Genomic DNA, 22,780 nt, shown 5'->3' with positions numbered 1-22,780 from the left:
CCGTTCTGAGTGGCCCGGCGAACTCGCTTAAGCAGCCGATCCGGTCACATGAATGAGCGGCGGCTTTCGGGAAGCGGGAAGGCGCGTACGAACGGCCGTTTCTGGGTCCCCGTTGACCATCCGCTGCTCGTCGCTTTTGAGGGGCGTGAGGCGATGTCACCCTTCGCTATGCTTCACCACCACGCAGCCTTTAGCCTCCCCTCGCGTTGGTTAGTTAAACGAGAGGACACCCGCCGATGGATGATGCCGTACAGACCCGCCGACGCGAGATTGCGACCGAGCACCTGCTCTTCAAAACGATCGAGTATGTCGAAGCGCGTCATCCGGGGCTGCTTGACGTCCTTGAAGCCAGTCTCGAACACCTTGGTGATCCGGCGGACGGCGCAGATAAGGACGACGAGGCGGTACGGGCGATCGCGCGCCGGATGATCGTCGGCGCTCGGCGCGAGGGCGCCTGAGGCGATTGGATGGCGCTGCACGTCGTTGGTTTCCACAGCGATGGATACGTCCGAGCCGTCTGCATGTTCGTTAAACCTAGTTTCATCTACAATGACTGAAATTGCTGAACGAGGCGGTTGGTCGTGCAGACCGAGGTCTCCGTCTTCGGCGTGGGGGCCGCCGACGACGAGTTGTTGCAGTACAGCTACTCTGATCCTCGAGACTGAGTGGAGAGGATGACCATCAAAGACAACGACCTCGCGCACCTGCACCGTTATGTCGAACTTGCTGCCGAGGCTGTCGACGCTGGCAGCCAGCCGTTCGGGTCCATCGTCGTTTGGGCCGCGAGCGAGATGCCGTTCGAGGATCGGAACAGGACGGGCGGCGGAGACGCGACGCGCCACCCCGAATTTGCAATCGCCCGCTGGGCAGCCGAACATCGGTCCCCCCGACGACTGGCGATCGGCAACAATCTACATCTCGGGCGAACATTGCGCGATGTGCGCTGCCAAGCATGGCTTGGCCGGAATGAGCCAGATATACGAATAAATTGAGAAACGACCATGGACGACCACGATCTCCACCACCTGCGCCGCTGCGTCGATCTTGCTAGGGTGGCAGTCGAGGCGGGTGATCAGCCGTTCGGGTCCATCCTTGTCTCCGCCTCGGGCAAGATACTGTTTGAAGGCCGTAACCGTGTCGGCAGGGGGGACCCAACGCGACATCCCGAGTTCGCAATCGTTCGTTGGGCAGCCAGGAACTTGTCCCCAGACGAACGGCAAGCGGCCACGGTGTACACATCGGGTGAGCATTGTGCGATGTGTGCAGCGGCACATGGTCTCGCGGGCATGGGTCGGATCGTCTACGCGACCTCGACAGTCCAATTGGGCGATTGGCTGAAGGAGCTTGGCCGACCCTCACTTGGCATTGCGCCGTTGAGGATCACGGACGTCATTCCAGGTGCGGAGGTCGAGGGGCCGGTGGAGAACTTTGCCGAGGAGGTCCGCCTACTCCACTCTCAGGCACAGCGGTGAGCGACGATCAAACCTATGCCCACGCCAACATGAACAAGTGGCAGATTTCTGCAGGGCGTCTCGAGCTTACCAATGACCGCTTGTGGATCTGCGCCATCATCGCGGCATGATCCGAAGCTGCGGTTGTATCATCGAGCGAGAGCAGCGGCGATCTCGGCCTCGGTGGACACATGATCCTCGATCACACATTTGAAGCCCAGCCCAGGCATACCGTGGTCAGATGGCACGGTCGCCTGCGCGACTATTAAGCCGTCCCACGTCGAGAGGTTAGAAGCCGATGACGCGACCGCGTGGGGATGTCGAGCGTGGTAGGCGTAGTCGCCGGTTGAGGCCACGACCCGATCTTGCCGATCCACGATTGAGATGATCGCCCCATCGGTTTCGCGTTGCGATACGCTCATGATTTGTTCGACCTGTCCTTGAAAGTCGTATTCAAGGTAGCAGACGCCAGCGACTAGGCCTTCGGCCAGCACCGGCGCGACGTAGACGAGCACTTTGCGATGGTTCGACCAAGGATTGTCCCAGACCTCATCGGTCAACCATTCGTCCTCCCCACTCAATGTGCGAGCCCGCTCGAATTGCGCCATGCCCTGAAAATTCACCGAACGGACCGACGCGTTCTCGTGTGCACAGACCGCCACGACACCCTCCGCGTCGACCAGAAAGGCGTTCAAGAAGTAGGGTGACAGCCGGAGGAGCGACCGGAGCCGCTCCAATGCCTCAACGCGATACCGCTCGACTGTCACCCCGACGACCAGCGCATCGCGCATCACTCGATCTGACGCGAGCATGCGCAGGTCTATCGAACGATCGTAAAGCGCGCGCGACAGTCCGTCCGCGATCGACTTGGCCAGTTCGCGAAGGCGCCCACCCTCGTATTCGGAGACAAGTTCGTTGGCGATGTCGGCACCGAGGCGTAGCCTGTCCATGACCTCGGCGCGGAAGGATATTGATGATTGGCGGGCGCTGCCCGCGAGCGTCTTCACCTCAGTCGCGACTACGCCAAATCCGCGGCCGGCATCACCGGCCCGCGCCGCTTCGATCGTTGCGTTCAGCGCGAGAAGATTGGTCTGAGCCGCGATCCCCTCGACCCGGGTCGCATGCGCATCGACGTCACTACCAAGGGCTGCGATGAGGGAACGTAGGCGGCGTGGCATGGTGATGTGATCGTAGACGCCGATGGTTAAGCCGTGATTAGCAGCCACTCATTGGCCGTGAGCTCCCGCGTCACCATGCCGCACATGCAACAGACGGGCGTCGCTAGAATCACCAAATCGCCTTGGCTCGCGTTGCCAGACTCGATGAACAAGCGTCTCCTTTCGGGAAGGAGAGAATGTCACCTGAATGGCCGGTTGTGGGTCTCCTCAGCGGCAGGGCGGGGTCGCTTCCATCCCATATATGTTGCTTGGTCAATCATGCAGTATACCCGAGACCGGTCAGCCGTTCACAGGCGCAAAAAAGGGCTATCGATATGCCATTGATTTGGCTTCTAGGTCTGCAGGCTGCCGTGGCGTGGAGTCCTCCGGCTCAGGCGGCATGGATAGGTGAAAAGCCACCTATCAAGGTCCGCTTGCGGGCACCCACCTTGTCGATGCGCGGGGAAGCACTGATCGAGGTCGACCTCATCGGGAAGGATGGTCCCTTTGCGGTGTCGCCTCTTCTGCAACCCACACGAGGCATAGCGTTTGAAGTCATTTCAGACGCCGGGCGACCGGTTGTTTCTGCTGAGCAAATGACAGGCTCACCGCCGCCACCTCCTCTCAAGACAGAGGACTTGATTACCGTGTCAGCGGCATCTCCGTATCGCGTCCTTACTCACGAAAGCGCAAGAACGATCTTTCCAGGACCGGGGCGATATCAATTGCGGGCGAAGGTCTTCCTCTTTAGTTTTCCGTCCGCCCCTATCCGGTATGCGCACGTAGTGTCTGATACAATTTCTGTGGACGTCACCAACTGACAAAAGGCGCAACGCTCGCGACCATGCCTTAAGTCGTCGGCTTCTGAGGAGCCGCCAGTGCCTTTTGCACCTTCGTCGGCGCTTATTCGTCCAGCACGATGGCGAATGATGCGCCATTTTTGCTATGCATGAATGGCAAAAGTTGGGGAGCGGGGATGCTGGCCTGAACGTCCGGGACTGGGTCACATTGCTTTGTCGACTTGATCAGGTTGCATGCGCGATCGGGATGCGATAAATCGCCTCGGCATCGCCCCCAAGCGCACGGCACAACTCAAGGCCAGACCACAGCAACCGCAAGGCGACTTCCGTCCCGCGGTGCTCCGTCAGACGTGCCTCGGGCCCCGCGAGGCTGAGCGCCCCAACGAGGCGGTTGCCATGACCAATTACTGGCACGGACGATGACGCAACGTGCGGCGTCGTAGCACCGGCGGTATAGATGGGAAGTGGCGGCAAATCAGGCTTGGTATCCGGCCAGTCGGCGAACAGCCGCAGCAACTGCGCAGAGCCGGCCTGATCCATCGGTCGCTGGGTGCCTGGTGCAACGTCGAGCCGCAGGCTGTTGGATGAATTCACGCGAAACAGGCAAAGACGCACGTCGCCGTGACGAACATAGAAGGTGGCGGTTTCCTGTGTCTCTGCCGCAAGCTTGGCGAGCACCGGCATGACATGCTGCTCGAGGTCGGTACTCTCCTGATAGATGGTGCCGAGCCGTACAACGCCGCTGCCGAGCTGGTAGCGACCGTCATGCAGGCGCACGAGGAGGTTGTAGCGTTCGAGCGAGATTGCAAGCCGCATGATCGTGCTTTTGACCAAGCCCGTGCGCTCCGCGATTTCGGCCAGGCTCAAGGCCTTGTCGCCGGTGCGAAAACAGGTGAGCAGCTCGAGCGCCCGTTCCGCCGCGGCAACGCCTTCCAGCGCGGGTCTGTCTTTGATACCCCGGTCTCTGATGATCGTCGCCATGCTGATCCCTTCTCCGCCCCGATAGCGGGACGGAGAAGGGTTTGTCATCACACGCCTTCACATCCCAGCCGCTTCAAAGTTTCATCGACCCAGGCGCGCGGGTTCTCGCCACGATGGATCTTCTCCATCTGCGCGGTTTCCGCCGCATGCTTGGCCGACGCCGCGGCAAGGACCAGGGGGGCCTCGTCGATGGCGACGGTGACGAGGCCATCGTCGTCGCCGAGCAGCAGATCGCCGGGATGGATCACCATACCGTCGATTGCGATCGGGACGTTCACCTCACCAGGACCATCCTTGTAGGGCCCGCGATGCGTCACCCCGGCCGCGAAGACGGGAAAGCTGCCCGCGCGGATCGCCGCAACGTCCCGGATCGCACCGAAGATGACAATGCCGGCGAGACCGCGGCTTTCCGCATGAGCCACCATCAGCTCGCCGATCAAGGCGTTGGTGAGGTCGCCACCGGCATCGACCGCCACGACATCGCCCGGCTCGGCGATGTCCAGCGCCTTGTGGAGCATCAGATTGTCGCCCGGCCGCGCCTTCACCGTGACGGCGGGGCCGGCGAGTACGCCGCCACCATGCATCGGCCGCAGCGCCGCCCCGCCCGCCGCCATGCGGCTCATGGCATCGCTGACATTGGCGACGGGCAGTGCGGCGAACTGGCGGACGAGGTCCGGGTCGATGCGACGGGTAAGGGGAAGGACGCGAAAGCCGATCGTCATGACGTGAAGCTCCTGCCGGCCGCACGCTTCGCGCGGCCGGGATGGGGATCAGAAGTTGAAGCGGAAGCCGACGCGGAACAGGCGTCCCGTGGTGTCGTAGAGGCCGGTGTTGGTGGCCAGGGCAATGGTGCCGTCACCGGGCGCGGCGGGTGGGTCGGTGTCCAGCACGTTGCGGACGTTCAGGTAGAACTCGGCGCCCCGGATGCCGACATCCTCCAGCTTGTAGCCGATCTGGAGATCCCAATAGGCCTGGGCCTTGATGTTCTGCAGGTCGATCGCCGCAGGACCGCGGGTTACGTCGTAGCGGCCGCCGCCGATGAAGCGCACCTGGTTGAACAGGTTGAAATTGCCCTTGTAGAAGTCGGCTTGGGCGTTGAACCGCCAATGCGGATTGGCGCTGATCCCGACTTCGCCCGCCCGGTCAATCGCGGCGGAGCCGGGCGTGGTCGCCGACAGTTTGCCGACATAGGATACGACGGTACGCAGGTTCAGCGTCGCGTTGGTATCCATCATCGACGAGAGCGGCACGCGATAGCTCGCCTCCACGTCGACGCCGTTGGTCTCCAGCTCGGACAGGTTAATCGGGAAGGCGGTGAGGCTGAGCAGGTTGCCGCCAGCGTCGCGTTGCACGAGGTTGCAGGCGAGCTGGTTGCCGGTGAAGCACTGGTCGACCGTCTGCTGTGGCGTCAGCGTGCCGATCGCGTCCTTGATCTTGATGTCGTAGTAATCGACCGACAGGTTGAAGCCGGGGATCATCGGCGGCTGCAGCACCACGCCCAGCGTCAGCGTGTCGGCTTTTTCAGGTTGAAGCTGCGCATTGCCACCGGTGGTGACGAAGATGCCGGACAGGCGGATGTTGTTCTTGAACGGATCGACGATCGTCGCCGACTGGGTCCGGCCGCTCGTGAAGAGCTCGGACAGGTTGGGCGCTCGAATGTCCCGCGAGCGGGTGCCGCGCAGGCGAAGCGCGTCGAATGCCGTCCAGCTCAGGCCCGCCTTCCATGTCGTCACGCCGCCGCTGGTCGAGTAATCGGTGTAGCGGACCGCTCCATTGAAATCGATCGACTTGGCGAAGGGCAGATCGCGGAGCAGCGGCACGACGGTTTCGACATAGCCTTCGCGCACGTCGTACTTGCCGGACCAGGGCTGTGGATTGGCGAACAGGAAGGCACCCGCGCGTGACAGCGCGTCGACCGCCAGTTCGGCCGTCTCCTTGCGATATTCGCCGCCGGTAGCGAAGGAGATCGGTCCGGCCCAGCCTTCGAACAGCGTGCCCGACACGTTGAGGGCTGCGACATCCTCAGTGAAGACCGAGTCCGTGCGGCTGGTGCCACGGGTATAGGCCAGCGCTGCAGCCGATGGCGAGCCTTCGCCGAAGACGTTGAACGGTGCGCAGCCATCGTTCGGGTTGGTCAGCGTCGACCGGCAGACGATCTGGCCGGTGGCGGGATTGACCACCGCATCGGCGGCGCGGGTGAAATTGGCCGTGATCTCGTTGTTCAGCACGTCGGTGCGCTGATTGGTGCGGCCATGCTGGTAATAGCCGTTGATCTTCAGCCCGCCAACCTTCGCGTTGAAGCCGCCGACGAACCGCCGCGTGTCCGTGGTGACGGCGACATCGGTCAGGCCACCCTCGACTGACCAGCGCAGCATCGTCAGGCTGGTCACGGACGGATTGGCGCCAAGCAACGCGCGGATTTGCTGCGGCAGATAGGCATTGTCACGGCGGATGGTGATCGGGTTCTGCACCTGGTGGCGATTGGTCGAGGTCGAATAGCGCGTGTCGGTCCAGCCATAGGACGCCTCGCCGAACACGGACAGATTCTCGGTGAGGTCATATTCGGCACGGCCGAAGGCCGACCAGCGTTCGAGCGGGCGGTTGATCTCCTGGAACAGCTCGGTGTTGACGCCGTCACCGCCGATCTGCTGGGTCGAGGTGGCGTAGGAGCCGAAGCTATAGGGCAGCACCGTGCCGCCGGGGCCGAACTGCAAGCCCCGAAACAACGCGTTCTGCGCTGCGGTGCCGCCATTGCCGGTCAGCAACGTGCCGCCATAGGTGCCGAGATTGCGCACGTCCTCCGCCAGGATCTGGGACGGTCCGCCAGCCGGCCCGTTGATCAGGTTGGTGCCACGCCGCGCCCAGTCGCGCTTGCCCTCCAGAATGCCGTCGTTCTTGTAATATTCAGCGCTGGCGATCAGGTGCAGCCGGTCGCCGGCGGTGCTGATGCCGCCGGTCAGGATGGCCCGCTTTTCGGCATTGTCGCCTTCGCTGGAGATGCCCGAGGATACTTCGCCCTTCAGACCTTCATATTTGGTGTCGAGCACGAAGTTGACCACGCCCGCGACCGCATCGGACCCATAAGCCGCGGAGGCACCGCCCGTCACGATGTCGACCCGTTGGATTAGGCCTGCGGGCAACAGGTTGACGTCGACCGTGCCGAACTGGCTTGCGGCAACGAATCGTCGACCGTCGAGCAGCGTCAAGGTGCGGACGGCGCCAAGGTTGCGCAGATTGAGGAAGGATTGCCCGCCGCCCTGCGTGCCGCTGGCGCGCTGCGGACCGGAGGTCGCGGTGAGGGCAGGGAGGTTGCGGAGCGACTCACCGAGCGTTGACGGCGCGCTTTTTACAAGTTGCTCGGAATTGATGACCGTGACGGGCGTCGGCGTGGTGAAACCGCTGCGACCGATCCGCGATCCGGTGACGACGATGTCCTTTTCCTGCTCTGGTGCCTGCTCAGGCGTCACCGTGCTGTCCGGCGCGACTTCAGCGGTTTGGGGAGCCTGGGTCTGGATTGCCTCGGGTGCGATTTGTGCAGGCGTGCTTGTTTCAACCGCCGCCGCGGTCTGGGCAGAAGCTTCCGGCATCCAGAGACAAACGGCGCTGACGCCGACCAGCAAAAGATGACGCGTATGGGCGATGCGGCCGATGGGCATGTGCCTCTCCTGATTGTCATGCGAGCTTTGCGCCCGTCAGCAGTGGCTTGTAGCGGAGGTATTACAAAACGCAACGTCGTTTCAGAATAAAGTTGCGAAGCGACGGGCGGCGGCTATTGTGAGGTTATGAGCGGGGAAGCCGCCAAAGGGAGAGGGATGTGACGAGGCACACAAGCGGGATGACCGCGCTGATCGCAGGGCCGCTACTGAGCGAGGCTGCGGTTGCGAAAGCAGTAGCGCATGACCTGACGCTCGTGCCGCTCAAGCCTTATGCGGACGCTGATGAAATGATTGCTGCGGCGAATGCGATCGGCGCGCAGGCAATCATCGTCCGCATGGGCGTCGTGTCGCGTGCAGTCATCGAATCAATTCCGACGCTTCGGATCATCGCCAAGCATGGCGTCGGCGTGGACGGTATCGACCGGGACGCGGCATCGTCGCGAGGCATTCCGGTCGTGGTAGCGGGCGGTGCCAATGCGCAGTCGGTCGCCGAGCAGGCGCTTGCTCTATTGATGAGCGTCGCCCGATCGACCGCGTGGTTGGATCGCCGGGTTCGGACCGGTCATTGGGACAAGCCAACCTATGCCGGCACGGAAATTACCGGCAAGACCGTTGGTCTGGTCGGACTGGGGGCGATTGGCCGCGCGTTCCTCCATCTGCTGGCGCCGTTCGGCGGAGCGGTTCGCATCTATGATCCATATCTCAGCGATGCTCAGCTTCCCGCCGGCACGATCCGCTGCGCCACGGTGCGCGAACTGCTGGAGCAAAGTGACATCGTCAGTCTGCACTGCCCGCTGACGCCCGACAATCGCGGCTTTGTCGATGCTGCGGCGCTTGCCGCGATGCGCCCGGGCAGCATCCTCCTCAACACGGCGCGGGGCGAGCTGGTCGACGAAGTGGCACTGTATGCGGCGCTGTGCACTGGCCCGCTGGCTGGCGCCGGTCTGGATACGTTCGCCAGTGAGCCACCGGCTGCGGATCACCCCTTCTGGACGCTCGACAATCTCGTCGTCAGCCCGCACGTCGGGGCCAATACCCGGGAGGCGCGGATCCGGGTCGGCATCAGCGTGGTCGACCAAATCGCCGGCTATCTGACAGCCGGTACGATCGAGCCGCGCAACCTGGTGAACAATCTGGCCGCGACGGCCGCCTGAACATAGTGCGACGCCGCCCGAAAAGAGGCGGCGCGCAGGTCCTGGAGAGGATTTGGTGATGATGAGCCGTGAGAAACTTCCCGACCCCCTTGAAGCGAGGGTCATGCGCAAGGTGACGTGGCGGTTGCTGCCGTTCTTGATGCTCTGCTATCTTCTCGCCTTCATCGACCGCGCCAACATCGGCATGGCGTCGCTGCAGATGAACACCGATCTGGGCTTGAGCAGCACCGTATTCGGCTTTGGCGCCAGCCTGTTCTTCATCGCTTATTTCCTGATGGAGGTGCCGAGCAACCTCATGCTCCAGCGCGTCGGGGCGCGGCTGTGGATCGCACGGATCATGGTGAGTTGGGGCATCGTCTCTGCGGCCATGGCCTTTGTGTGGAATGTCGAGTCTTTCTACGTCATGCGCTTCCTCCTCGGCGCGGCGGAGGCTGGCTTCTTCCCAGGCGTGATCCTCTACCTGACCTACTGGATGCCGCCGCTCTATCGGGGGCGCACCTTAGCCTTGTTTGCGGTGGCGATTCCCTTGTCGAGCTTCATCGGCTCGCCGCTTGGTGGGGTGCTGCTGTCGCTCGATGGCGTAGGTGGCCTGCACGGTTGGCAGTGGCTCTTCCTGTGCGAAGGCGTGCCGACGATCCTGCTCGGCTTGGCCTGTCTGCGTGTGCTTACCGACCGCCCCGCTCAGGCCGAGTGGCTGGACACGGACGAGAAGCGCTGGCTGAGCGCCGCCACCACCGCCGCGACCGACGGCCGGCCGATGGTGCACGGCTCCGCCTGGGGGCTGATCCGTACGCCGGCCTTTTGGGCGATGGTGCTCGCCTGTTGCGGCGCGTCGGCCGCTGGCAGCGTGCTGGGTGTGTGGCAGCCACAATTGCTCAAATCCTATGGTTTGACCAATCTCGAAACGGGACTGGTCAATTCGGTCCCTTACGGCGTGGCAGCGATCGCGATGGTGCTGTGGGGACGCCATTCCGACGCCACCAACGAGCGGCGCTGGCACACAGCGTTGCCCCTGCTCTTGATCGCAGCGGGCGTACTTGGCACCTTCGCCCTTACCGGGCTTGCCCCGACCGTGCTGCTGCTCACCTTCGTCCTGATGGGCGCCTACTGCTTCAAGGGGCCTTTCTGGAGCATGGCGTCGAGCTGGCTGTCCGCCGGTACCGCGGCGGCAGGCATCGCCGCGATCAACGCGACATCCAACCTGATCGGGGGTGGTCTGATGGTAAACGTGTACGGCCTGATCCACGCCCGAACGGGCAGTCACGTTCTCGCACTGATGCCGCTCGCCGGCTTGACCATTGGCAGCGCATTGGCCGTCATCATCGTCGGGCGGCAGGCGCGCGCCCGGCCGGTGGTGGCTGTATGACCCGCCACAATCAAATTTGACGGCCAGGGGGATTGAAGATGAAGACCCGGCAACACGTCCTTTTCGCTGCGACAGCATTGTTGGCGGCACCTACATTGGCTCAGGATCCAGCCAAGTCGCCCAATGGTGGTCGGCCGGAAATCCATGATGTCGAGGAAATGCGGCGGATCGGCGGCTATACTGCGCCCGGCGCACATGCCTATGCGGACCTGGCCGCGGAGGCTGGGGGCAAGCTGTGGCCGGTGACGCTCTATTATCGATGCCAGGCGGTACGCGAACGACGTCCATTGAAGGCGCCAGCACCCAAGCCGGTCGAGGTCTTCGACCGCGTCTATTCGATCGGAACCGCCGAGAACAACATATGGGCGATCGATACCAACGACGGCATCCTGCTGCTCGATGCGCTGAGCAGCGAGGCAAATGCGCGCGACGTCATCGTCGCCAACATGAAGACGCTGGGCCTCGACCCTAGACGCATCCGCATCATCGTCATCACGCACAATCATCTCGATCACTTTGGCGGCGCGGCCTATCTGAAGGCCTTGTCGGGTGCGAAGATCGGCATGAGCCGCGCTGACTGGACCGGCAAGCCGATGATGGGGACGCTGCCCGTGAAGGCCGCCGATGATTTCTTCATTGAGGACGGTCAGACCATCACTCTGGGTGGCCGTTCCGTCACCGCGCTGCTGACGCCGGGGCACACACCTGGAACGATTTCCTTGCTGTTTTCGGTCAGCGATCACGGCGTACCGCATATGGCGTCCCTATTCGGGGGTCAGGGTTCGCCGCGGGATGTTGCCGCGCTCATGACATTTCGTCATTCGCTCGACCACTTCGCTGATTACACCGACTGGATGCAGGCCGATGTTGTGCTGTCCAACCACACGGTGGGCGATGATGGCCTCACCCGAGTGGCCGCTTTGCAGCGGCGACGCGCCGGCGAGCCCAATCCTTATGTTGTCGGTCGGGAAGGCGTGATCCGCTATGACGCCGAATGGCGCGGCTGCCTCAGTGCCGATATCGATCAGGCGATTGCGGGAGGTGGTATCAAGCCGGGCACTCACGCCATCAAGCAAACCGGCGGAGGCGCGTCATGAGCATGTGCACCCTCCCGGGTGAGATCATCGCGCATGTCGTGGCGCACTGTCCCGGCCGTACGGATGAGGCTCTCCAGCCACGCTTTGGTATCAGCTATAACACATGGCGCAAGATCGCTGCTGGCAAACCGATCAGAGCCACCGTCGCGGCTCGGTTGATTGAGCGGGTCAAGGCAGAGGCGCAGCCACAGGCTTAGGTATGCAGCCATGAAGATTAACGAATGTCCAAAGTTGGGCGGCTGATAAGGTCGCCGGAATGGCCAAAAGTGGGTCAGCGTGTGTGTCGGATCGTGGTGTCGTTAAAAGCACGAATTACGCATAGGAATGACAGCAATTTGGTGGTTGGCGTCAAAAGCTGCCCTTTAGGAGCCGCCCAAACACCAACATTCTTCGTTTAACTACCAATTCCAAGACGGCCGAATACCAGCTGGGCAAGTGACTTTATGTAAGCGGGGCCGACCCGCCACGCCGGTATCAGACCTCACGCCATTGCTCGATGGCGTGATCATACGCTGCTTGTGCCTCGTCGCGGGCCTCCCGCAGCTTGTTCTCCTCATTCCGCTGCTGCCGCTGAAGGTTGGCTCGATCGCGCTGTGCTGCATCCACGCGGGCCTTGGCCTCTGCATCCGCCTCACGGTGACATTTGATTGCCGCCTGTAGTGACGCCTCGGCTCGTTCCAGGTCGCTGGTTGAAGGCTTTGTTCGCTTGGGTGCAGCCTTGGTGGCGCTGGCCTTTGCAGACCGCGCCTTGTCCGCAACCGGTCGGTCCCTGGGCAGGGCGGCGAATTGCTCGGCTTCCGAACCCCGCAGGCGTCGAACGACCTCGCCGGGCCTCGCCAGCGGCTCCTGCATCAAATCGGGGTCAGTGACCTCGAATGCCGCCCCACGCGCGAATAGGTCATGATCGCTACCCCAGGCTCGTAAAGCCGCTGCTCGACTGGGGGCGGCCACCAAGGCATCGTGAAAGCCGATTGGGGTGGTGAACACCCTGAGTTTCGGTGCTTTTGCCATTGAACCTTTCGCTCTCCAGCGAACTCCCACCACCTGTCGTGCGTTGCATACCACCGAGGAGAACCGGCATGGCCGCACGCGCTTACTGGCAGGGGCAGATCAAGCTCGCCCTGGTATCCATCCCGGTGGAGATCTACTCCGCCACGCGTTCAGGCGCGACCGTCTCGTTCAAGCAAATTCACGAGCCCAGCGGCAAACCCATTCATTACGAGAAGGTGGTGACGGGCATTGGACCCGTTGATCAGGACGAGATCATGAAGGGCTATGAAGTAGCCAAGGGCGAATATGTGCTGCTGGAGCAGGATGAGATTGACGCGGTCAAGCTCGAGAGCAAGAAGACGCTGGAGCTGACTCAGTTCGTCGATGCAGACGCTGTCGACGTGCTCTACTACGAGAAGCCGTTTTTCGTGGTACCGGCCGACGACCTCGCGAACGAGGCATTCATCGTCCTGCGCGAGGCTTTGAAGCGAACCCGAAAGGTAGGTCTGGGGCAACTGGCTCTCAGGGGCCGGGAGTATGTGGTGAGCCTCAAGCCATCAGGGCGAGGCATGGTCCTGGAGACGCTGCGCTACGCCGACGAGATGGAAAAAGCCCAAGGCTATTTCAGAGAGATACCCGACGATGAACCTGAGGGCGAGTTGCTGGAGCTGGCGGAGGCTTTGATCGACCGAAAGAGTGGCCCATTCCACCCACAGGAATATCATGACCGCTATGTCGATGCGCTTCGCGACCTTATCGAGCGCAAGCGCAAGGCCCGCGGCAAGAAGATCGTCGAGGATGATGGACATAGCGAGACGGCCAAGGGTGGCAACGTCGTTGATCTGATGGCCGCCCTGCGTCAGTCAATGGGTGGCAAGGCCGCACCGTCATCGGCGAAGGCACCTGCGGCAACGGACTCTGCGCCAAAGAAGCCGGCGGCAAAGAAGGCAGCGACCGGCAAGCCGACCGCCAAGCATGCGGCCAGAAAACGTGCCTAAGACTGTGGCGAAGGATGCCTCGCACCTGCTGGCAACCTACAACGCCAAGCGCGACTTTACCCGCACCGCCGAGCCAGCCGGGACGCTTGAGCCCGGGCATGGCAACCTGTTCATGGTCCAGAAGCATGACGCCACCCGGTTGCACTGGGATCTGCGACTGGAAATGGATGGCGTGCTGAAGAGCTGGGCAGTGACGCGGGGTCCGAGCCTTGACCCTTCCGAAAAGCGGCTGGCGGTCCGCACGGAGGATCATCCGCTGTCCTATGCGACCTTCGAAGGTACGATTCCCGTTGGTGAATATGGCGGTGGCACTGTGATGCTATGGGATCGCGGCACCTGGTCACCAATCGAGGGCAAGTCTGCGTCGGACATCGACGCCGGTCACCTTCATTTCGTGCTGAATGGTGAGCGGATGCGGGGCGAATGGATGCTCATCCGCCTGAAGCCGCGCGGCCGGGAAAAGCGCGAGAACTGGCTGTTGCGCAAGGTAAATGATGAGGAGGCGGGTGGTGCGGACAGGCTGGTAGAGGGGGCGTTGACCAGCATCTCCACCGGACGCACCATGGCGGAAATCGCAGACGGGCACCCCGCGCGTTCCTCCAGGAGGAAGGCTACGGTCACTGGCCACGCCTCGCCCCAGCGAGCCAGCCAAAGCAAGCTGACATTGCCTGAGTTTCGCCGGCCTCAGCTATGCACGCTGCAGGATACCGTCCCGACGGGCAACGCATGGCTGCATGAGATCAAGTTCGATGGCTATCGCGTGCTCGTGGCAGTTGGCGATGGCCGGGCGAGGGTCTTCACCCGTACGGGCCTTGATTGGACTGACAAGTTCCCCGGCATTGCTGAAGCCGCGACCCGGTTGGCCGGCACCGCGCTCATTGATGGCGAAGCAGTGGCGTTCAGAGACGGCCGACCGGACTTCTCGACGTTGAAAAATGCGATCGGCGATGGTGGCGAGATCGTGCTGATGGCGTTCGATTTGCTGGAGCAGGACGGTGAGGATCTGACCGCGCTCTCGACGCTGGAGCGAAAGGAGCGACTGCGCGCTCTCGTGGCTGATGCGCCCGCTGACATCCGCTTCTCGCAACATGTGATTGGCCAGGGCGAGGCGCTACTGGATCAGATGTGTCGTGACGGATTGGAGGGCGTGGTATCGAAACGGGCAGATGCCCCGTATCACTCCGGCCGCACCCGCGCCTGGATCAAGGTGAAGTGCGTCAGGCGTGATGCCTATGCGATTGTTGGCTGGCTGCCCTCCGATAAGCGCCATGGTTTCAAATCGCTGTTGCTGGCTCGGGAAGGGCCAAACGGACATGTGTTTGCCGGCAAGGTCGGAACCGGGTTTGATTTGGCAACGATGGAAGCGCTGCGCCTCAAATTAGAAAAAATCGAACGGCAGTCGCCAACGGTCGTAGCGCCCAAGGCGGCGGTAAAGGGCGCGCACTGGGTGACACCCAGCCTTTCGGCTGACATCGCCTATGCCGAGACCACCCCGGATGGCTTACTGCGCCATCCCAGCTTCATCGGGCTGACCAGCCGTCGAAGCCAGACCGTCTCCGTACCACCACCTCCCGCTGAGACAAGCGTCGTGATCACGCATCGCGACCGGGTCATCTTCCCCGAGAGCGACCTCACCAAGGGCAATCTTGCCGATTATTATGCAGTGATCGCTCCGTTGATGCTGCCGTTCGTGCGCGACCGCCCGGTCAGCCTCGTCCGCTGCCCACAGGGGCGGGGGCGAAAATGCTTCTTCCAGAAACATGATGCGGGCAGTTTCGGCGACCATGTCCGCCGCGTTTCGATTCACGACAAGGATGGCGAGGCTGACGATTACCTCTATGTCGACGATACCGATGGGGTGATCACCTGCGTGCAGATGGGCGCGATCGAATTTCACGGCTGGGGCTCGATGGTGGCGGCAGTCGAGACGCCAGACCGGATGGTGTTCGATCTGGACCCCGATGAGGGGCTGGCATTTGCCGAAACCAGACGCGCGGCAGAACATCTGAAAGAGCAACTGGCAGAGCTGGGCCTGACGAGCTTTCCGATGCTCTCTGGGGGCAAGGGCGTCCACGTCATCGTTCCGCTTACCCCCGCAACGACATGGCCAGAGGTGAAGAGCTTCGCCGAGCGCTTCGCGCGTGCGCTGGCAACAGCCAACCCTGAGCGCTTCGTAGCGACGATGACCAAGTCGAGGCGTTCGGGGCGCATCTTCATCGACTGGCTCCGCAACCAGCGCGGCAGCACTGCGGTCATGCCCTATTCCGTCAGGGCGCGGGCCGGCGCACCGGTCGCCGCACCGGTGTCATGGACCGAACTGCGAGAGATCGAGACGGCGGGAGCTTGGATGGTGCGTGATACCGAAACGCTTCTGCGCCGCGCTGCCAGCCCCGCACTGGCCGGATGGGGAATGGCTCGCCAGACGCTGCCTGATGTCTAAGTGACGAGGCCCAGCTTCATCACCGGCGGTCGCGGAACACCTGGGTGAGCCTTTGCCGTTGTGCATCCGAAGACCATTCACCAACACAAGCTATCATATGCGCGGAAGCAGGCGGCCGCTGTCCTCCACGTCGCAACCTTCACTGAAGCAATATGCCTTCCGATGGCGGCCCGGAAGGAGTGACCGATTCAGACGTTCATGGCTCGAACCAGATGCCAGACGGCAGGACAGCGCACAGATGAATGAGCGTCCGAAGTTGAGCAGCGAGGAAGGCGTCGTGAATGACCGCATCTGGGTCTGTCAGGCAGCGCAGCTGCATCGGCCGTCACGCAAGGTGGCAGCCAATAAGGCTGGCAACCCTTGCTGGCAACGAGGCGAGATCGTCCGTTTGACCATCGACGAGTTCGGACGTGACCACCGTCGCGCCGCAGAAGTCAAAGATGCCATGATCGATTTGGGCGCGCATCGCATCGCGATAGCCGTGCTTGGCATAGGTCGCGGCGCTGGCACCTGCCAGCGCGATCAGATGGACGTTCAACCGTCCAAGTTTCTTGACGATGCCTCCATCGACATCTTCCTCGAATGCCCACCCAGACACGAACACACGATCGATCCAGCCCTTGAGCACCGCCGGCAATGACCACCAGTAGACCGGGTAGACAAGAATGAGATGATCCGCCCGATCGATCCGCTGCTGTTCCCGGCGCACATCTGGCGACGTCGGGCCAGCTGCGGTGAACGCTGCATGGTCAGCAGGTCCGAAGACCGGATCGAACCCTTCCGCCACCAGATCGACAAGCTCGACGGTGTGTCCGAGCGCTGCTCCAGCATCGAGAAATGAAGACGCAACGGAGCGGGTCAGCGACGGGCCGGCAGGATGCGCCATGACGACGAGGATGTGCACTAATACTACTCCAGTTTATCGGATTGTGCGGCAGGTTGAACGGATATGCTCGACCAGCATCTGCGGGTTCTCCATCGCTGCGAAGTGTCCGCCTCGATCCGCTTCAGCGAAGAAGCGCAGATCCGCGAAGCGTGCTTCAGCCCAGCGCCGCGAGAGCCGAACCTGCTCGCCGGGAAACATGCTGACCCCGGCCGGTAACGGGATCGGACCGTGTGGCATTCGCTGCGCCATCTCCTGCGCGGCCTCCCAGTAGAAGCGCGCCGAACTCGGCCCGGAGTTTGGTAGCCAGTAGAGCATCACGTCGTCGATGAGATGGTCGAGCGAGATCACGCGCTCGGGCTCACCATCGCTGTCGGATACGTCCTGAAACAGCGCGTAGATCCAGCTCGCCAGACCTACAGGGGAGTCGGCCAGCGCGAATGCGACCGATTGCGGACGGGTGCATTGCAGCTTCATATAGCCCGAGTATTCCCGGTCATAGCGCCGGGCGTCGTCAAGCATCCGCTGTTCGTCGGGCGTTGCGTCGGCGATTTCTGCGTGCGTTGGCTGAAACATCACCATGTTGAGGTGGATGCCAACCAGACCGGGCGCGCGCATATGGGCGAGCGCTGTCGTCACCGCAGCCCCCCAGTCGCCGCCCTGCGCCATCCAGCGGTCACCGTAGCCCAGTCGTTGCATCAGCTGCCCCAATGCCGCGGCGGTGCGGCCCACGCCCCAGCCGGGCCCGGTGGGCTTGTCCGAGAAGCCGAAGCCCGGCAGCGCCGGGATCACGAGATGGAAGGCGTCCGCGGCATCGCCGCCATGCGATTGCGGATCGGTGAGCGGCCCGATCAGGTCGCGGAACTCGAGGATCGAGCCGGGCCAGCCGTGCGTCAGCAGCAGTGGAGTGGCATTCGCGTGTGGCGACCGGATGTGTAGGAAGTGGATGCCCAGTCCGTCGATGACGGTCCTGCTGCTGCCCCATCCGTTGAGCATGGCCTCCGTAGACCGCCAATCGTAGCCGTCCCGCCAGTGCTCGACCAACCGCCGGATCGTCGGCAAAGCAGGCCCCTGACGCCCATCCGTGGTCGGGCCGGGGTCGGGCCAACGCACACGATCGAGCCGGTCGGCGAGGTCGCTGAGGTCGGCGTCGGGTATGTGGATCGGGAACGCCGTCACCGCATCGGGTTGTGCCTGATTGATCGTGAGGCTCATGGTGCATCCTTTCGTGTCGGGGAAAGGATAGTCGTTGCATAGCGACTTGATTAGATGGCCTATACGCGACAGGTGTTGCATACGGTGCAACAATGATGGACCTGTCTGATCTTCGCGCTTTCGTGCGCATCACCGACCTGATGAGCGTTTCGGCTGCGGCAAGGTCATTGGGCTTGCCGAAATCAGGGGTCAGTCGCGCATTGGCCAGGCTTGAGCAGCAGGTCGGTGCCGTCCTCCTCGATCGCTCGACCCGGCATATGCGCCTCACCGACGCTGGCACCCTATTCCGGCCGCACGCCCTTCGCATCCTCGCCGATGTCGATGAGGCGGGGGCGGCGCTCGAAGGACTTGCCGGCGTGCCTAGCGGCACGTTGCGGATCAGTCTGCCGTTCACGATTGCAAGCGCGCTGGTCGCGCCGCTGCTCCCGTCCTTCATGGCGGCTTATCCGCAAGTGCGCGTCGACCTGAAGATCGATGACCGCGTCATCGACATGCCGGCCGAGCTCGTGGACATGGTTGTCCGGGTTGGCCCGTTGGCCGACAGCGATCTGATCGCGAGGCACCTACTGACATCGCAGACATGGCTGTGCGCGAGCCCTGACTATCTCGCGGTGCGCGGCACACCGCTTCGCGCCACCGATCTCCATGCCCATACGCTGCTCGACTATGCGGATAGGCCAGTGGCCTATCACGACGGCGCAGCTGGACCAGCGGGCATCGCCGAATTTCTCCCGCATGCCGTCATCTCCGACGCCGCAGCGATCCTGCCCGCCGTCCTTGGCGGCTGCGGCATCGCACGGCTTCCGGACTTCCTCGTCAAAGCTCCTGTCGAGGAGGGCCGACTGGTCAGGTTGTGGCCTGCCGGTCGTACCCACGAGGTTGCCATCCACGCGCTCTATCCAAGCCACCGGGCCTTGTCGGCGAAGGTTCGGGTCTTCATCGACGCCTTGGTCGAAGCTGCGAAGAGCCACGCAGATGGATGAGGATTTCGGTTGGCTGCAGCGACATGAGGAATACTCGCGGTATCGGCTACCTCCAACCTGAACGAATGTCGAATCCTGGTAAGCAGGCGGGAAGCTGCGAGTGTCCGTTTCTGGGTCTCCAAGCTTGTGATCTTATGCGGTGGTAACGTGACGCCAAGCCTTGTGGCATAGATGGTGTCCGATGGGATCAGAATACCGGATCAGGGCGGCCGCCCGACGCGCGGCTTGGGGCTTGTTGGCGGCTGCACTCGTCTGGCGTGCTGCCGTCATGATTAGCTCGCTTCACGCGGGCCACGCTTCCCGGCTGCTGGCGTTTCCGTTCGGTGCGGTCCTACCGGCCATGCTGTTGGTCATCTTGTCTCTGCTGCCGCCCACCCGCACTCGCGAAGGCCTGCTGATGCGGGTCGGCACCATGATCCAGCTGTGGCTTGTCATCGTCCTGCCAGTCGTGGCTTTGTACCTGACCTTGGGCTTTCCGGTCGTGTTCCTAGTGGTGGAGCTGTTCGAGACCCGCTTGCCGCGCCAGCTGCGCGAACCCCTAGCGCGCCTCGTCGTCGCATGATCGCGCTCGATCTGCCGCTGCCGCTCATGTGGGCGCTCCGATGGGCACTTTTCCTAGGGCCGCTCGTGGCCGTCCTGCTGCTCGGGTGGTGGCGTCGTGGCAACAAGCGGATGATGATCGGTGCGCTGTTCGCCTTTCTGTATGGTCTTGGCCTGATCTTCGCGACCCATATGCTTGCGATGCGGCTCGGGTGCTGGCGTTACGGCGACGACGTGCTGATGCTGCAGGGGCTACCTGCTGACATATGGGTGGGAGGCGCGCTGCTGTTCGGACCCGTGCTGTTCCTCGCCTTCCCCGATGTCGCGCCCGTGTGGCTGGTATTACCGATCGTGGTCGGCCTTCACGGCACGGTCTTTTCCTCGCTCGCGCCGCTGGTCGTGGCGGGGCAGGGATGGGTGGGAGGCGTGCTGCTCGTCTTCGCAGTCGCCCACCTGCCGGCCCTCTACCTCGCCCGCTGGACGGCGCGCGACGTTCACCTGCCCCGGCGGGCGGCGCTGCTGGCGGTCGGGCACGGTTGCCTGGCGTTCGCGGTCATCCCATCGCTGATCCTGCACGCGACGGGTGGCGCGTGGGGGCTGGGTGGTATCGAACCCTGGCGTATGGCGGTGGGAGCATTACTGTGCCTGCCGCTGATGGTGTTGGGCCTCTCGGCCGTTCAGATGTTCGCGATCCATGGGCAAGGCACGGCGATCCCCCTTGACCCCACCAGGCGGCTCGTGGGCGCAGGCGTGTTCGCCTATCTGACCAACCCCATGCAGGCCTGCACGGCCGCCACCTGGATCGTGATGGGCGCGGTGCTGGGCAACGCGTGGGTGGCGTCGGCGTCGATCATGGCATGGGTGTTCGTGATTGGGATGGTCCGCTGGCATCATCGCCACGACCTGCTGCGGCGCTTTCCGGACGGCTGGCCTGAGTACCGCGCCCATGTCGGTGAGTGGCGGCCCCGTTGGCGGCCCTGGTTCGCGCAGGCATCGGTCTTGGCCTACAATCCCGCCTGTTTGAAGCAGGCGCGGTTCGTGCGGTGGCTCGTTCCGCGCGGCACCGTCTCGCTGGAGGTGCTGGCGACGCCTGGCGTGCCTTTCGGCTATCACGAGCCGGGCGAAGACCGCGTGTTCGTGGGCTTGGCGGCGCGCGGCAAGGTACTCGGTCACGTGCATTTCGGCTGGGCGCTTGTGGGGGCTGCGATGCTGCTCGTAGCGCTCCCGCTGCAATATCTGCGTAGGTCGCGCGTGCTTCGTTGGGAGGGGGCCGCTGCCTGAACCCCGTTCGCCCAATACGCTGTTACTAGGAGCTGACCATCTGTGGCGCATCCGGCGCGACCAGTTGCGCTTCTATGCCGACATGCGCGCGCGGCACGGCGATCGGGTGAGGTTGCGGCTGGGTCCGTATAGGTCCTGGCTGCTCTTCCGCCCGGACGATGTGGAACGCGTACTGGTGGCTAGCGCAGCTTCGTTCATCCGCTTCCGCAAGCTGACCGAGGTCATCGCTCAGTGGAACGGCGACAGTCTGATCGTTGCCGAAGGGCAACGCTGGCGCGACCGCCGCCGCAAGGTCCAGCCGGCGTTTCGCACGCAACGGGTGCGTGACTATGCTGCGACCGCTGCGAGCCATGCCGAGCGGTTATGCACCCGCTTCGAGCGCGCTGGCCGTCCCGAGGGCGTAACCGTGGATACCGACGCCGTCATGGCGCGGCTGACGCTTGACATCGCAACCGGCACTCTGTTCGGCGCCGAGCCACTGGCGAACGGCGACGAGGTGGAGCGCGCGATCCAGGTCCTGTCGGATACCGCGTTCCACGAAAGCACTGCGCCGTTCGTCATGCCCGACTGGCTGCCGCTGCCGTCCAAGGCGCGCAAGCGCCGCGCGATGGCGCTGATGGACCACGTCGTAGGCGACTTGGTGCGACGCCGGATCATCGACGAACCTGGCGACCGTGGCGACCTCCTGTCCATGTTGGTCGAGCAGCATGGCGGCGAACACATCCCCGTGCGCGATGATGCCATGAGCCTGCTGATTGCCGGGCACGAGACGTCCGGCGCGTTGCTGAGCTGGCTGTTCCTCGCCTTGGTGCAATATCCTGCCTGGCGCGCCCGCGTGATCGGAGAGGTCGCAGCATTCGGCGACCGGCCGCCGGGCGTAGACGACGTTGCAGCGCTGCCGCTGCTGCGGGCGGTGATCGCGGAGGTGCTGCGCCTGTGGCCGCCAGCCTATTCACTGTTCCTGCGTCAGGCGACTGAGGACGTCGACTTGGGCGATACCATGATCCGCGGGGGCGACCTCGTGCAGATCGTGCCGTTCACGCTCCACCGTGACCCGCGCTGGTTCGACGAACCGAACAGCTTCGACCCGGACCGGTTCCTACGCCCACCGTCCTGGCCGGCCCATGCCTATCTGCCGTTCGGATCGGGGCCCAGGGTTTGCATCGGGCAGAACTTTGCGCTGGTCGAGGCGTGCGTGGTGGCCGCGACGATCCTGCAACGGTGGGAACCCGTGGCGGTGCCAGCTGTACCCGAACCCGATCCCAAGTTCTCGCTCCGCCCTCGGGGTGGCCTACCGATGACTTGGCGCCGCGTGGAGATCAGTCGAGCGTGAAGCGATGGCGTGTGTCCCGTCCGGGGATCAGACAGGTTTTGGTGGTGCCGAACCAGCGATACCGATTGCGAGCGACTAGGTCGTAGGCGGCGTCGCGGATGCGTCGCGGCACGATCCGCAACAGTCGCAACCAACGCCATGGCACCTTGAGATGCATCAGCAGCGCCAAGCCGGCGTCTGAGCGTGTCAGGCCTACGCCGTCCTGAACAACGAGGTATGTCCGTTGCAGATCCTGCTCGTCCAGCCCGTGGCGCGCCGCCAAGTCCAGACCCGTTGGCGACCAGGCACCCACAAAGCGTAGCCGGTCGTCCGCCTCGTGCCGCAGCAGGAAACTGCACCCATCTGCTGCACAGCACGCAGCGAGTGTCGAAAACGACTTGGACGGGCGTCGGACGGCTATGCCCCATTCAGGCTTCCAGCCGTTCACCAATCACGACCCTATCGCTAGTGCCGTC

Annotated in this window: 20 protein-coding genes; 10 read left to right on the top strand and 10 right to left on the bottom strand. The window is 63.2% G+C overall.

Going from position 1 to position 22,780, the window contains the following annotated elements; all coding sequences use genetic code 11:
* Positions 1–173: 173 nt before the first annotated feature.
* Both QE452_RS06920 and QE452_RS06915 read right to left on the bottom strand, forming a co-directional pair.
* Complete coding sequence (locus QE452_RS06920) at positions 174–842, bottom strand: hypothetical protein (protein WP_309658958.1); 669 nt, start codon at positions 840–842, stop codon at positions 174–176.
* 69 nt (positions 843–911) lie between these two features.
* Positions 912–1,163, bottom strand: coding sequence for a hypothetical protein (locus QE452_RS06915; RefSeq protein ID WP_309729781.1), 252 nt, complete (start codon positions 1,161–1,163; stop codon positions 912–914).
* On the opposite strand from QE452_RS06915, the gene QE452_RS19055 reads away from it, so the two are divergent.
* Complete coding sequence (locus QE452_RS19055) at positions 1,053–1,472, top strand: nucleoside deaminase (protein WP_405052790.1); 420 nt, start codon at positions 1,053–1,055, stop codon at positions 1,470–1,472. The two genes, QE452_RS06915 and QE452_RS19055, sit on opposite strands and share 111 nt — an antisense overlap.
* 128 nt (positions 1,473–1,600) lie before the next feature.
* Here QE452_RS19055 and QE452_RS06910 read toward each other — a convergent pair whose 3' ends face one another.
* The 4 genes from QE452_RS06910 to QE452_RS06895 all read right to left on the bottom strand — a co-directional run bounded on the left by QE452_RS06910 (position 1,601) and on the right by QE452_RS06895 (position 7,856).
* Positions 1,601–2,677 (bottom strand): methyl-accepting chemotaxis protein, encoded by a 1,077-nt coding sequence (locus tag QE452_RS06910; protein WP_309658959.1) that lies wholly within the window; start codon positions 2,675–2,677, stop codon positions 1,601–1,603.
* A 956-nt stretch (positions 2,678–3,633) separates the two neighbouring features.
* Entirely contained in the window at positions 3,634–4,389 is a 756-nt protein-coding gene (locus QE452_RS06905) for a helix-turn-helix domain-containing protein (protein WP_309658960.1), read from the bottom strand.
* A 47-nt stretch (positions 4,390–4,436) separates the two neighbouring features.
* Positions 4,437–5,111 carry an RraA family protein gene (locus tag QE452_RS06900; protein WP_309658961.1) on the bottom strand — a complete coding sequence of 225 codons (675 nt, stop codon included), beginning with the start codon at positions 5,109–5,111 and terminating at the stop codon, positions 4,437–4,439.
* 48 nt (positions 5,112–5,159) lie between these two features.
* On the bottom strand, positions 5,160–7,856 hold the full coding sequence (locus QE452_RS06895) for a TonB-dependent receptor domain-containing protein (RefSeq protein ID WP_309658962.1): 2,697 nt from the start codon (positions 7,854–7,856) through the stop codon (positions 5,160–5,162).
* 368 nt (positions 7,857–8,224) lie between these two features.
* Between QE452_RS06895 and QE452_RS06890 the strand changes: the two genes are divergently transcribed.
* Genes QE452_RS06890 through QE452_RS06880 form a run of 3 tightly spaced genes read left to right on the top strand, consistent with a single transcriptional unit; the run spans position 8,225 to position 11,662 of the window.
* Positions 8,225–9,199: a hydroxyacid dehydrogenase gene (locus QE452_RS06890; protein ID WP_309658963.1), complete on the top strand. Its 975-nt coding sequence runs from the start codon at positions 8,225–8,227 to the stop codon at positions 9,197–9,199.
* 58 nt (positions 9,200–9,257) lie between these two features.
* A complete protein-coding gene (locus QE452_RS06885) occupies positions 9,258–10,565 on the top strand; it encodes an MFS transporter (protein ID WP_309729779.1) in 1,308 nt (435 codons plus the stop codon).
* Between the two features lie 38 nt (positions 10,566–10,603).
* A complete protein-coding gene (locus tag QE452_RS06880) occupies positions 10,604–11,662 on the top strand; it encodes an MBL fold metallo-hydrolase (RefSeq protein ID WP_309658965.1) in 1,059 nt (352 codons plus the stop codon).
* A 474-nt stretch (positions 11,663–12,136) separates the two neighbouring features.
* Here the strand turns inward: QE452_RS06880 and QE452_RS06875 are convergent, their stop codons facing one another.
* The gene (locus QE452_RS06875; RefSeq protein WP_309658966.1) at positions 12,137–12,673 is read right to left on the bottom strand and encodes a hypothetical protein; all 537 of its coding nucleotides are present in this window, start codon (positions 12,671–12,673) and stop codon (positions 12,137–12,139) included.
* Between the two features lie 68 nt (positions 12,674–12,741).
* Between QE452_RS06875 and QE452_RS06870 the strand changes: the two genes are divergently transcribed.
* Together QE452_RS06870 and ligD are read left to right on the top strand one after the other, a co-directional pair.
* Positions 12,742–13,650: a Ku protein gene (locus QE452_RS06870; RefSeq protein ID WP_309658967.1), complete on the top strand. Its 909-nt coding sequence runs from the start codon at positions 12,742–12,744 to the stop codon at positions 13,648–13,650.
* Positions 13,628–16,090 carry a DNA ligase D gene (ligD, locus tag QE452_RS06865; protein ID WP_405052744.1) on the top strand — a complete coding sequence of 821 codons (2,463 nt, stop codon included), beginning with the start codon at positions 13,628–13,630 and terminating at the stop codon, positions 16,088–16,090. The genes QE452_RS06870 and ligD overlap by 23 nt, the downstream gene beginning before the upstream one ends.
* Before the next feature lie 325 nt (positions 16,091–16,415).
* On the opposite strand, the gene QE452_RS06860 is transcribed toward ligD, so the two are convergent.
* Positions 16,416–16,994 carry an NAD(P)H-dependent oxidoreductase gene (locus QE452_RS06860; RefSeq protein ID WP_309658969.1) on the bottom strand — a complete coding sequence of 193 codons (579 nt, stop codon included), beginning with the start codon at positions 16,992–16,994 and terminating at the stop codon, positions 16,416–16,418.
* 15 nt (positions 16,995–17,009) lie between these two features.
* Complete coding sequence (locus tag QE452_RS06855; protein WP_309658970.1) at positions 17,010–18,188, bottom strand: alpha/beta fold hydrolase; 1,179 nt, start codon at positions 18,186–18,188, stop codon at positions 17,010–17,012.
* Positions 18,189–18,280: 92 nt separating this feature from the next.
* Here QE452_RS06855 and QE452_RS06850 point away from each other — a divergent pair, with 92 nt between their 5' ends.
* The 4 genes from QE452_RS06850 (at position 18,281) to QE452_RS06835 (ending at position 22,325) form a co-directional block, all read left to right on the top strand.
* The gene (locus QE452_RS06850) at positions 18,281–19,171 is read left to right on the top strand and encodes a LysR family transcriptional regulator (protein WP_309658971.1); all 891 of its coding nucleotides are present in this window, start codon (positions 18,281–18,283) and stop codon (positions 19,169–19,171) included.
* A gap of 268 nt (positions 19,172–19,439) precedes the next feature.
* Entirely contained in the window at positions 19,440–19,733 is a 294-nt protein-coding gene (locus QE452_RS06845) for a hypothetical protein (RefSeq protein WP_309658972.1), read from the top strand.
* Positions 19,730–20,992 carry a hypothetical protein gene (locus tag QE452_RS06840; protein ID WP_309658973.1) on the top strand — a complete coding sequence of 421 codons (1,263 nt, stop codon included), beginning with the start codon at positions 19,730–19,732 and terminating at the stop codon, positions 20,990–20,992. Before QE452_RS06845 ends, QE452_RS06840 begins: the two co-directional genes overlap by 4 nt.
* Entirely contained in the window at positions 20,946–22,325 is a 1,380-nt protein-coding gene (locus QE452_RS06835) for a cytochrome P450 (protein WP_309730520.1), read from the top strand. The genes QE452_RS06840 and QE452_RS06835 overlap by 47 nt, the downstream gene beginning before the upstream one ends.
* Here QE452_RS06835 and QE452_RS06830 read toward each other — a convergent pair.
* Positions 22,312–22,752, bottom strand: coding sequence for a DCC1-like thiol-disulfide oxidoreductase family protein (locus QE452_RS06830; protein WP_309729776.1), 441 nt, complete (start codon positions 22,750–22,752; stop codon positions 22,312–22,314). The genes QE452_RS06835 and QE452_RS06830 overlap by 14 nt on opposite strands.
* Between the last annotated feature and the right edge of the window lie 28 nt (positions 22,753–22,780).

Origin of the sequence: Sphingomonas sp. SORGH_AS_0438 (genome assembly GCF_031453475.1) — a bacterium.
Classification (GTDB): domain Bacteria; phylum Pseudomonadota; class Alphaproteobacteria; order Sphingomonadales; family Sphingomonadaceae; genus Sphingomonas.
Note: the sequence above shows the minus strand (reverse complement) of the source record. Positions and strands in the feature narration are given on the sequence as shown.

What these genes read in the sequence shown, in the direction of transcription:
- QE452_RS06915 (WP_309729781.1), bottom strand. Translation starts at nt 1,163, where the DNA reads ATGTCGCGTTGGGTCCCCCCTGCCGACACGGTTACGGCCTTCAAACAG.
- QE452_RS06905 (WP_309658960.1), bottom strand. Translation starts at nt 4,389, where the DNA reads ATGGCGACGATCATCAGAGACCGGGGTATCAAAGACAGACCCGCGCTG.
- QE452_RS06900 (WP_309658961.1), bottom strand. Translation starts at nt 5,111, where the DNA reads ATGACGATCGGCTTTCGCGTCCTTCCCCTTACCCGTCGCATCGACCCG.
- QE452_RS06890 (WP_309658963.1), top strand. Translation starts at nt 8,225, where the DNA reads ATGACCGCGCTGATCGCAGGGCCGCTACTGAGCGAGGCTGCGGTTGCG.
- QE452_RS06885 (WP_309729779.1), top strand. Translation starts at nt 9,258, where the DNA reads ATGATGAGCCGTGAGAAACTTCCCGACCCCCTTGAAGCGAGGGTCATG.
- QE452_RS06880 (WP_309658965.1), top strand. Translation starts at nt 10,604, where the DNA reads ATGAAGACCCGGCAACACGTCCTTTTCGCTGCGACAGCATTGTTGGCG.
- QE452_RS06875 (WP_309658966.1), bottom strand. Translation starts at nt 12,673, where the DNA reads ATGGCAAAAGCACCGAAACTCAGGGTGTTCACCACCCCAATCGGCTTT.
- QE452_RS06870 (WP_309658967.1), top strand. Translation starts at nt 12,742, where the DNA reads ATGGCCGCACGCGCTTACTGGCAGGGGCAGATCAAGCTCGCCCTGGTA.
- ligD (WP_405052744.1), top strand. Translation starts at nt 13,628, where the DNA reads ATGCGGCCAGAAAACGTGCCTAAGACTGTGGCGAAGGATGCCTCGCAC.
- QE452_RS06855 (WP_309658970.1), bottom strand. Translation starts at nt 18,188, where the DNA reads ATGAGCCTCACGATCAATCAGGCACAACCCGATGCGGTGACGGCGTTC.
- QE452_RS06850 (WP_309658971.1), top strand. Translation starts at nt 18,281, where the DNA reads ATGATGGACCTGTCTGATCTTCGCGCTTTCGTGCGCATCACCGACCTG.
- QE452_RS06845 (WP_309658972.1), top strand. Translation starts at nt 19,440, where the DNA reads ATGATTAGCTCGCTTCACGCGGGCCACGCTTCCCGGCTGCTGGCGTTT.
- QE452_RS06840 (WP_309658973.1), top strand. Translation starts at nt 19,730, where the DNA reads ATGATCGCGCTCGATCTGCCGCTGCCGCTCATGTGGGCGCTCCGATGG.